The organism is Streptomyces sp. P5F9 (assembly GCF_057961495.1).
On sequence record NZ_JBXVPZ010000407.1, the window covers coordinates 1 to 8974 of the forward strand.

Genomic DNA, 8974 nt, shown 5'->3' on the forward strand with positions numbered 1-8974 from the left:
GGTCTCGCCCGCGAGCTGAACATCGACGCCGAGGGCATCGACATGGGCCCGTCCCCGACGGACGCCGCCCTTGCCGCTGATCTCGCCCTGCCGATCGAGGAGCTTGAGCTCACCGTTCGGTCGTACAACTGCCTCAAGCGCGAGGGCATCCACTCCGTGGGTGAGCTCGTGGCTCGTTCCGAGGCCGACCTCCTGGACATCCGCAACTTCGGTGCGAAGTCCATCGACGAGGTCAAGGCGAAGCTGGCCGGCATGGGCCTGGCCCTGAAGGACAGCCCGCCCGGATTCGACCCGACGGCCGCTGCCGACGCCTTCGGCGCCGACGACGACGTGGACGCGGGTTTCGTGGAGACCGAGCAGTACTGATCGGTTGTTGCCGGTGAGCATCCGCTCGCCGGGTCCTGACCCCGGTACCTGATACGGCCGGGGCAGATACCAAGGAGAAAGAAATGCCGAAGCCCACCAAGGGTGCCCGTCTGGGCGGCAGTGCCGCGCACGAGAAGCTGCTCCTCGCGAACCTCGCGAAGTCGCTCTTCGAGCACGGCCGTATCACCACCACCGAGGCGAAGGCCCGCAAGCTGCGGCCGTACGCCGAGCGTCTGATCACCAAGGGCAAGAAGGGCGACCTTCACAACCGCCGTCAGGTGCTTCAGGTGATCACGGACAAGAGCATCGTCCACACGCTCTTCACCGAGATCGGCCCGCGCTACGAGAACCGTCCCGGTGGCTACACCCGTATCACCAAGATCGGTAACCGTCGTGGCGACAACGCGCCCATGGCTGTCATCGAGCTGGTCGAGGCGCTGACTGTTGCACAGGCTGCGACGGGTGAGGCCGAGGCCGCGACCAAGCGTGCCGCGAAGGACGCCGAGGTTGCTGCCCCGGTTGAGGTCGTTGAGGACGCGAAGCCGGCTGAGGTCGAGGCCGACGAGGAGTCGAAGGACGCGTAAGTCGTCTTTTGGCTGCCGGTCCGCTGTGGCTGGTCGCGCTCGCGCGGCGGTAGCCGCAAATCAGCACAGCCCCGCGCCCCTGAAGGGGCGCTTCAGCGGGCCCGTTCCTCCTTGGGACGGGCCCGCTTTTGTGTTGCTGAGAGGATCTCTGTGTGAGTGATGACGTAGAAGCCGGGTTCGTCCGCGTACGACTCGACCTCTCCTACGACGGGACCAACTTCTCCGGGTGGGCCAAGCAGGCCGGAGGGCGGCGGACTGTGCAGGGGGAGGTCGAGGACGCGTTGCGGACGGTGACGCGGTCGGGGGCCGCGGCGTACGACCTGACCGTGGCCGGGCGGACCGATGCCGGGGTGCATGCCCGGGGGCAGGTGGCGCATGTCGATCTGCCGGGGGAGTTGTGGGCGGAGCACCGGGAGAAGCTGCTGAAGCGGCTTGCGGGGCGGTTGCCGAAGGATGTGCGGGTGTGGGGCGTGGCGGAGGCTCCTGAGGGCTTCAACGCGCGGTTCGCGGCCCTGTGGCGGCGTTATGTGTACCGGGTGGGGGACCGGCCGGGGGGCGTGGATCCGTTGCTGCGGAACCATGTGCTGTGGCACGACTGGGAGTTGGACGTCGACGTCATGGACGCCGCTGCCAAGTCCCTTGTGGGGGAACACGACTTCGCCGCTTATGCGAAGAAGCGTGAGGGTGCTTCGACCGTTCGGGAGATTTTCGACTTCGGGGTGCGGCGGCGCGGTGATGGTGTCGTCGAGATCGAGGTGCGGGCCGATGCCTTCTGTCATAACCAAGTGCGGTCCATGGTGGGCGCGTTGGTGTTCGTCGGCGACGGGCACCGGGGCGCCGAGTGGCCGCGGAAGGTGCTGGACGCGCGGGTGCGGGACAGCGCCGTGCATGTCGTACGGCCGCACGGGCTGACCTTGGAGGAGGTCGCCTATCCGGCCGACGAGGGGCTGGCGGAGCGGCAGTTGCTGGCCCGGCGGGTGCGGGGCGCTGTGCACTGAGGGCCGGCCGGGTGGGCGCGCCGGGCGCCAACTCCCGGTGGCCCCCCGCTTGTTACTGCGCCGCCGCCGAAGCCTGGGCCTCGCCGCGGGCGTGGATCTGGTCGAAGGCGAACTTGGCGAGGTCGTCGCCGATCGTGAAGACCTTGGTGTCCTTCGCCGTCACGTCCGTGCCGTTGGTGAAACCGGCGACCGTGAAGTAGGCGTAGCGGCCGTAGGCGTTGGTCGTCGTACGGCAGATCGCGCCGTCGCAGAAGGCCTTGACGCCCTTGCCGGACAGTGACCTGACGGCGCTCTTGGTGTCCGCCTGGCCCTTGGCCTTGGTCGCCTGTGCCTCGGTGTCGAAGAGGGCCACACCGACCGTGACCGCGATGTTGTCCTTGACGTACGAGACCCGCATGAGGCGGGTGCAGCCGTTCGCGGTGAGGATCTTCGGGAGGGTGCCCGAGGCGACCGAGGCGCAGTTCGTGGTGTCGGCCGTCGGGCCCTTCTTGTACACCGTCGAGGCGACCGTCAGCTGGGTGCCCGGGAAGAGTGTCGCGGGGCTGAGCGGTGCCGTGTCCTTCGCCTTGCTGGAGATGAACTCCTTGGGGTCCAGCGGCGGGGGCGCGCTGGTGGGCGCGAAGGACGGCGAGGTGGCGTCGGCGCTGGGCACGGAGGCGCTCGCGGGCAGGTTCGTGGGCTTGCCCGACGCGCTCGTGTCGTCGTTGGCCGACATCACGGCCATGGCCACGGCTGTCCCGACGGCCACCGTCGCGAGCGCGCCGCCGCCTATCAGCAGCAGTCGCTTGCGTCTGTTGCGCGTCTCCGCCTGGTCGGCGAGCGCGGCCCAGTCCGGGGTCTCGTCGTCGACGCTGCCGCCCCACGGCTGCTGCGAATTGGGTTTCCAGGGATCCCACTGGGACTGGGGTCCCCCCTGTCCGAAGCTCATGGGTCGCATCCTAGACGGGGCGACGGTGGTACCGGTGCGCCTCAATGAGGCCTGTGGCGACTGACGTTGGGGATGTCACGGTAAGTATTTTCCCCGTCGCTCTCCGCGCCCACTCCGGTCGCGCCGACCCCGTTTTGACCCGTCCGGGGCGGCGCGGGTACTCTTACGGTTTGTTATGCGTATCGGCTTGGTCGCTCTCAGGCGAGAGGCCCTTGCGTAGGTTCCCTGGAGCAGTTACCAGTGGGCGGCATACGGGCATCGTCCCCGGCCATTGTCGTCCCCAGCTGCACGATCGCTTCAGTGATGCCATGTCTCAGCACCCATCCACTGAAGAAGAAGGCTGCGAAGTGCGTACGTACAGCCCCAAGCCCGGCGATGTGACTCGCCAGTGGCACGTCATCGACGCCCAGGACATCGTCCTCGGCCGTCTGGCTACCACTGCTGCGAACCTCCTCCGCGGCAAGCACAAGCCGACCTATGCCCCGCACATGGACATGGGTGACTTCGTCATCATCATCAACGCCGACAAGGTTCACCTGTCCGGCAACAAGAAGACCCAGAAGCTGGCGTACCGCCACTCCGGTTACCCGGGTGGTCTGCGCTCCGTCCGCTACGACGAGCTGCTGGCGAAGAACCCCGAGAAGGCCGTCGAGAAGGCCATCAAGGGCATGATCCCCAAGAACACCCTGGGCCGTCAGATGATCAGCAAGCTGAAGGTCTACTCGGGCGACCAGCACCCGCACGCTGCCCAGCAGCCGGTGCCGTTCGAGATCACCCAGGTCGCGCAGTAGTTCCGGCCACACACCCCCTAAGACAGAAAAGAATCTGAGGAGAACCGTGGCCGAGACCACCGTTGAGCAGCCGGTCGAAGAGACCGAGACCGAGCTCGTCGACATCGAGAGCTACACCACCGAGTCCGACGTCCCCGTCGAGGGTGAGTACACGTCGGAGTCGCTCGCCGGCCGCTTCGGCGACCCGCAGCCCGCCGCCGGCCTGGGCCGCCGCAAGAACGCCATCGCGCGCGTTCGCATCGTGCCCGGCACCGGCAAGTGGAAGGTCAACGGGCGCACGCTTGAGGACTACTTCCCGAACAAGGTCCACCAGCAGGAAGTCAACGAGCCCTTCAAGGTGCTCGAACTGGACGGCCGCTACGACGTCATCGCCCGCATCTCGGGTGGCGGCGTCTCCGGCCAGGCCGGTGCCCTGCGCCTCGGCGTGGCCCGCGCGCTGAACGAGGCCGACGTGGACAACAACCGCGGCGCCCTCAAGAAGGCCGGTTACCTCCGTCGCGACGACCGTGCGGTCGAGCGCAAGAAGGCCGGTCTCAAGAAGGCCCGCAAGGCTCCGCAGTACAGCAAGCGCTAAATCGCGCTGGCTGTCTGTACTCCGAACGCCCCGGCGGCACGCCACTCGTGCCGCCGGGGCGTTCGTTTATCACAGCCGGGGGCGTATAACGGCACAAGACGCTCAAAGGCTTGTGTGATCGGATGAACAGGCATCGTATGCCTGGATGCAGGACTTTCGCCTTGCAGGATTTTCGCCTTCCTCAGGAGGACAAGTGGGACGACTCTTCGGCACGGACGGCGTGCGCGGTGTCGCCAACGTGGATCTGACGGCCGAGATGGCCCTCGGGCTCTCCGTCGCGGCGGCGCACGTACTCGCCGAGGCGGGCACCTTCGCGGGCCACCGGGCAACGGCCGTGGTCGGGCGGGACCCGCGCGCGTCCGGGGAGTTCCTGGAGGCCGCCGTGGTCGCGGGCCTGGCCAGTTCGGGAGTGGACGTACTGCTCGTCGGTGTGCTGCCCACCCCCGCGGTGGCGTATCTCACCGGTGTGCTGGGCGCCGACCTCGGTGTGATGCTCTCCGCGAGCCACAACGCCATGCCGGACAACGGCGTGAAGTTCCTCGCGCGCGGCGGGCACAAGCTCGACGACGAGCTGGAGGACCGGATCGAGAAGATCTACGACGAGCACCGCACCGGCGCTCCCTGGGACCGCCCGACCGGCTCGGGCGTCGGCCGGGTCCGGCAGTACAACGAAGGATTCGACCAGTACGTCGCCCATCTCATCGGCGTGCTCCCGAACCGGCTCGACGGGCTGAAGATCGTCCTCGACGAGGCGCACGGCGCCGCCGCGCGGGTCTCCCCGGAGGCGTTCTCGCGGGCGGGCGCCGAGGTCATCACGATCGGCGCGGACCCCAACGGGCTGAACATCAACGACGGTTGCGGCTCGACCCACCTGGGTCTGCTCAAGGCCGCCGTCGTCGAGCACGGCGCCGACTTCGGCATCGCGCACGACGGTGACGCCGACCGCTGCCTGGCCGTGGACCACACCGGTGAAGAGGTCGACGGGGACCAGATCATGGCCGTGATCGCGCTGGCGATGCGGGAGCGTTCCGCACTGCGCTCCGACACCGTCGTCGCGACCGTCATGTCGAACCTCGGCTTCAAACTGGCCATGGAGCGCGAGGGCCTGACGCTCATCCAGACCGCGGTCGGTGACCGCTACGTCCTGGAGGAGATGAAGGAACACGGCTACGCGCTGGGCGGCGAGCAGTCCGGCCACGTCATCATCCTGGACCACGCGACCACGGGCGACGGCACGCTGACCGGCCTGATGCTGGCGGCGCGGGTCGCCGACACGGGTCGTACGCTCAAGGACCTCGCGTCCGTGATGACGCGGCTGCCGCAGGTGCTCATCAATGTGCCGGACGTGGACCGCACGCGGGTGGGCACGTCTGCCGACCTGGCGGCCGCGGTGGCCGAGGCCGAGCGTGAACTCGGGTCCACGGGGCGGGTGTTGCTGCGTCCGTCCGGCACCGAGCCGCTGGTACGGGTGATGGTCGAGGCCGCTGACATCGATCAAGCGCGGTCGGTGGCGGGGCGGTTGGCGGACGCCGTCAAGTCGGCGCTCGGGTAGGTGACTTGGGCGGATGTCGTCGTGAAGCCGGCGTCCGGTCAGGTGAGTTGAGTGGTGCGTTCGCGCTGCATGGCCCAGAACCACTTCTGGGCCAGCAGCGTGAGCGTGCCGGCCAGCACGATGCCGCCCAGGTTGGCCAGGAGTTGCCAAGTGGAGCCCCACGTCTGGGAGTAGTCGCGGTAGCTGAAGGCGACGGCGGCGTTCGCGGCGGCCGGGACGGTCGTCACCGAGATCGCCACGCCGATCAGGGCACCGGACTTGGCGGACGTCAGGGACAGGGTGCCCGCGATGCCGGCCAGGAAGGCCACGACGAAGGACATCCAGTCGGGCTTCCAGATGAAGGCGGTGTTGGGGCGCGGGGCCTCCACCATGGACCTCTCGAAGAGCCCGAGGGTGTCCAGCAGCCAACTGAAGCCCGCCGTAAGGACCATGGCCGCCGCGAACCCGGCCAGCAGCGCCCACAGCGACCGCCACACCAGGTGCGGCGCCTTCCGCACCAGCGCCGTGGAGATCCCCGCGAGCGGCCCGAACTCCGGTCCTACGGCCATCGCGCCCACGATCAGGATCGCGTTGTCCAGCATCACACCGCAGGCCGCGAGCATCGTGGCGACCGCCAGGAACGCGACGTAGGTGACGGTGAGCGTCGACTCCTCGTGCGTCGCGTCCGCCAGGTGCTCCCACAGCACCGCGTCCGCGCCTTCGCCGGGCGCTTCGTCCTCGGCCTTGTCGGCCCGCGCCGACAGCGACAGGTCGATGTTCTCGACGGCGATCGAGCCGGTCCGGTCCAGCTCCAACTCCCGTAGCCCGCCGATGAGTTCGTCACCGGCCTCGCGGGCGACATCGCACATGACGACATCGCCGACGGGGTTGCGGGCGGCGCCGGTCATGACGACGAGATGCGTGGTACCGACCGTCTTCTCGATCAGTCGGACCACGGCGTCGGTCTTGTCGGCGGGGCTGATGAGGCGCAGATGCAGCATGACGCCTTTCTAACAGGCGCCCGTTACGGGGCTACAGCTTGCGCAGGCTCAGCCGCCGCACCTTGTGGTCGGTGCCCTTGCGGATGACGAGGGTGGCGCGGCCCCGGGTGGGGGCGATGTTCTCCACCAGGTTGGGCTTGTTGATGGTGCGCCAGAGGGTGCGGGCGTAGTCGACGGCCTCGTCCTCGGAGACCTGGGTGTACTTGCGGAAGTACGAGTCGGGGTTCTGGAACGCGGTGGCGCGCAGCTTGCGGAACCGGTTCAGATACCAGCGCTCGATGTCCTCGGCGCTCGCGTCGACGTACACGCTGAAGTCGAAGTAGTCGGCGAGCCCGACGCGGGTACGGCCGTCATTGCCGGGGAGCGCGGGCTGGAGCACGTTGAGCCCCTCGACGATCAGGATGTCGGGCCGGCGGACCGTGAGCCGCTGGTCAGGGACGATGTCGTAGATGAGGTGGGAGTAGACGGGTGCGGTGACCTCGTCCTTGCCGGCCTTGATGTCGGCGACGAAGCGGGTGAGCGCGCGGCGGTCGTACGACTCGGGGAAGCCCTTGCGGGACATGAGCCCGCGAGCCTCCAGCTCCCGGGTGGGCAGCAGGAACCCGTCGGTGGTGACCAGCTCGACGCGGGGGTGTTCGGGCCAGCGGGAGAGCAGCGCCTGGAGGAGGCGCGCGACGGTCGACTTCCCTACGGCCACGGAGCCCGCGACGCCTATGACGAACGGGGTGCCGGACTGGGAGCCCTGCTCGCCCAGGAAGGTGTTCAGCGCGTTTCTCAGGCCGTCCGTGGCGCCGACGTAGAGGTTGAGGAGTCTGGACAGCGGGAGGTAGATGTCACGCACCTCGTCGAGGTCGATGACATCGCCCAGGCCGCGCAGCTTCTCGACCTCCTCGGCGGTGAGCGGCAGCGGCGTCTTGTCGCGCAGCGCGCTCCACTCGGCTCGGGTGAGGTCGACGTAGGGAGTCGCCTCCGGCTTGTGCCGGTGGGCGCTCCGGGGCATCGGGGAGACCGGAGAGATCACAGTCCATTGTTAACGGAGTTTGAACGGGGTGGTGGGTGGGGTGCGTCACGTGGGGTGGGGCGGGGCCTCGTCGGGCAGGTCGCTTCGGGCGCGGTCAGGTGAAGTCCGCGTAGGCGAGGTGGGTCTCGCAGACCCGGCACCGGAAGAGGTACGCGGTCGGCCCGCCGTCCTTGTCGAGCGAGCCGAGGAAGTCCTCGGCCTGGCCGGGCGGCCACGTCCACGCGGCGCACTGCCGGCGGAGGTGGTCGACGGCGTCCGGATACGCCGTGAGCTCCTTGGTCCCGGCGGGGCCGAGGAAGGCGGCGCCGTCGCCGCAGTGCGTCAGCCAGTGCGGGGACTGCCAGGCGGTGAACCCTGGTGTGCGTTCGAGGATTTCCATGAGGACGTCCCAGGACACGTCGCCCTCGACGGTGTCGGCGAAGCAGGCGTCGTAGCGTTCGGCGGCGGTTCCGAAGGCGACGCAGTACGGGCAGATACCGGCGTCCGGGGCGTCGGCGGCGTAGACGGGACCGGTGTACACCCAGCCGCGTTCCTGCCCGCAGCACACGCAGGGCTCGTCGGAGGGGGTCACGGAACCGGTGGCCACCGGGTTCGGGTGGTACGGGAACCGCGGAAGGACCGGGCGCCGGCGCGGTTCCGGCTGCGGGGCGATGGCCAGGGAGATTGCCTGCCCGGTCAGGGCCCGAGCCGGGACCACGATCGCTTCCGCCCGGAAGCCTTCTGGGAGGTGCTGCCGGTGGGCCTCGTCCGTCACGATCGCCGGACCGTCGCCCGGGACGACCACCGCGCCGGTCCGGCGGGCGAGTTCGGCGACGAGGTCGAGGACGCGGCCGGGGGAGAGACGGTGGAACGTGAGCCCGCAGGCGCCACCGTGGACGTCCGCCGTTCCACCGTCCTCGGCTTCGAGTTCCCGGAATTCCGGGGAACCGGCGGCCGCCGTGCCACCCACGGTGACGGGGTCGAGTACGTCGCGTATCGCGGTCTCGTCCATCGGGGTGGGTTCTCCGCCGGCGAACCGGCACACGTACAGGCTGTAGCTCACGTCGTCAGCTCACTTCGTCGCGTTTCCTGAGTCGGGTGGGGCGTAGTGCCTTTCGCGCACACCCGCGCGGCCAGCGCCTGGTTTCCAGGGCGGGCGTGGGGCGCGGGTGTGCGCGAAAGGCACTACGCCCCACCCGAC

General features: G+C 68.9%; 10 protein-coding genes. 6 read left to right on the forward strand and 4 right to left on the reverse strand.

Annotated elements, in window-relative coordinates; translation table 11 throughout:
* The 3 genes from AC31A1_RS40350 to truA all read left to right on the forward strand — a co-directional run.
* The coding region (locus AC31A1_RS40350; protein WP_409085514.1) for a DNA-directed RNA polymerase subunit alpha C-terminal domain-containing protein at positions 1-366 on the forward strand (366 nt) is incomplete at its 5' end.
* A gap of 83 nt (positions 367-449) precedes the next feature.
* Positions 450-950 (forward strand): 50S ribosomal protein L17, encoded by a 501-nt coding sequence (rplQ, locus tag AC31A1_RS40355; protein WP_489658059.1) that lies wholly within the window; start codon positions 450-452, stop codon positions 948-950.
* Positions 951-1102: 152 nt separating this feature from the next.
* The gene (gene truA / locus AC31A1_RS40360) at positions 1103-1948 is read left to right on the forward strand and encodes a tRNA pseudouridine(38-40) synthase TruA (RefSeq protein WP_489658060.1); all 846 of its coding nucleotides are present in this window, start codon (positions 1103-1105) and stop codon (positions 1946-1948) included.
* Between the two features lie 52 nt (positions 1949-2000).
* Here the strand turns inward: truA and AC31A1_RS40365 are convergent, their stop codons facing one another.
* Entirely contained in the window at positions 2001-2876 is an 876-nt protein-coding gene (locus AC31A1_RS40365) for a hypothetical protein (protein WP_489658061.1), read from the reverse strand.
* 347 nt (positions 2877-3223) lie between these two features.
* Between AC31A1_RS40365 and rplM the strand changes: the two genes are divergently transcribed.
* The 3 genes from rplM to glmM all read left to right on the forward strand — a co-directional run bounded on the left by rplM (position 3224) and on the right by glmM (position 5793).
* Positions 3224-3667, forward strand: a complete 444-nt coding sequence (rplM, locus tag AC31A1_RS40370; RefSeq protein WP_013001400.1) for a 50S ribosomal protein L13 — start codon at positions 3224-3226, stop codon at positions 3665-3667.
* 46 nt (positions 3668-3713) lie between these two features.
* Positions 3714-4241, forward strand: coding sequence for a 30S ribosomal protein S9 (gene rpsI, locus AC31A1_RS40375; protein ID WP_328831012.1), 528 nt, complete (start codon positions 3714-3716; stop codon positions 4239-4241).
* Positions 4242-4434: 193 nt separating this feature from the next.
* Positions 4435-5793 (forward strand): phosphoglucosamine mutase, encoded by a 1359-nt coding sequence (gene glmM, locus AC31A1_RS40380; RefSeq protein ID WP_489658062.1) that lies wholly within the window; start codon positions 4435-4437, stop codon positions 5791-5793.
* Positions 5794-5831: 38 nt separating this feature from the next.
* On the opposite strand, the gene AC31A1_RS40385 is transcribed toward glmM, so the two are convergent.
* The 3 genes from AC31A1_RS40385 to AC31A1_RS40395 all read right to left on the reverse strand — a co-directional run bounded on the left by AC31A1_RS40385 (position 5832) and on the right by AC31A1_RS40395 (position 8836).
* The gene (locus tag AC31A1_RS40385) at positions 5832-6773 is read right to left on the reverse strand and encodes a DUF389 domain-containing protein (protein ID WP_489658063.1); all 942 of its coding nucleotides are present in this window, start codon (positions 6771-6773) and stop codon (positions 5832-5834) included.
* Between the two features lie 31 nt (positions 6774-6804).
* The gene (coaA, locus tag AC31A1_RS40390; RefSeq protein WP_489658064.1) at positions 6805-7773 is read right to left on the reverse strand and encodes a type I pantothenate kinase; all 969 of its coding nucleotides are present in this window, start codon (positions 7771-7773) and stop codon (positions 6805-6807) included.
* 115 nt (positions 7774-7888) lie between these two features.
* A complete protein-coding gene (locus AC31A1_RS40395; RefSeq protein WP_489658065.1) occupies positions 7889-8836 on the reverse strand; it encodes a CbrC family protein in 948 nt (315 codons plus the stop codon).
* Positions 8837-8974: the final 138 nt, after the last annotated feature.

Bases quoted from the DNA above. Each gene is read 5' to 3' on its own strand.
- rplQ (WP_489658059.1), top strand. From the start codon at position 450: ATGCCGAAGCCCACCAAGGGTGCCCGTCTGGGCGGCAGTGCCGCGCAC.
- AC31A1_RS40365 (WP_489658061.1), bottom strand. From the start codon at position 2,876: ATGAGCTTCGGACAGGGGGGACCCCAGTCCCAGTGGGATCCCTGGAAA.
- AC31A1_RS40385 (WP_489658063.1), bottom strand. From the start codon at position 6,773: ATGCTGCATCTGCGCCTCATCAGCCCCGCCGACAAGACCGACGCCGTG.
- coaA (WP_489658064.1), bottom strand. From the start codon at position 7,773: ATGCCCCGGAGCGCCCACCGGCACAAGCCGGAGGCGACTCCCTACGTC.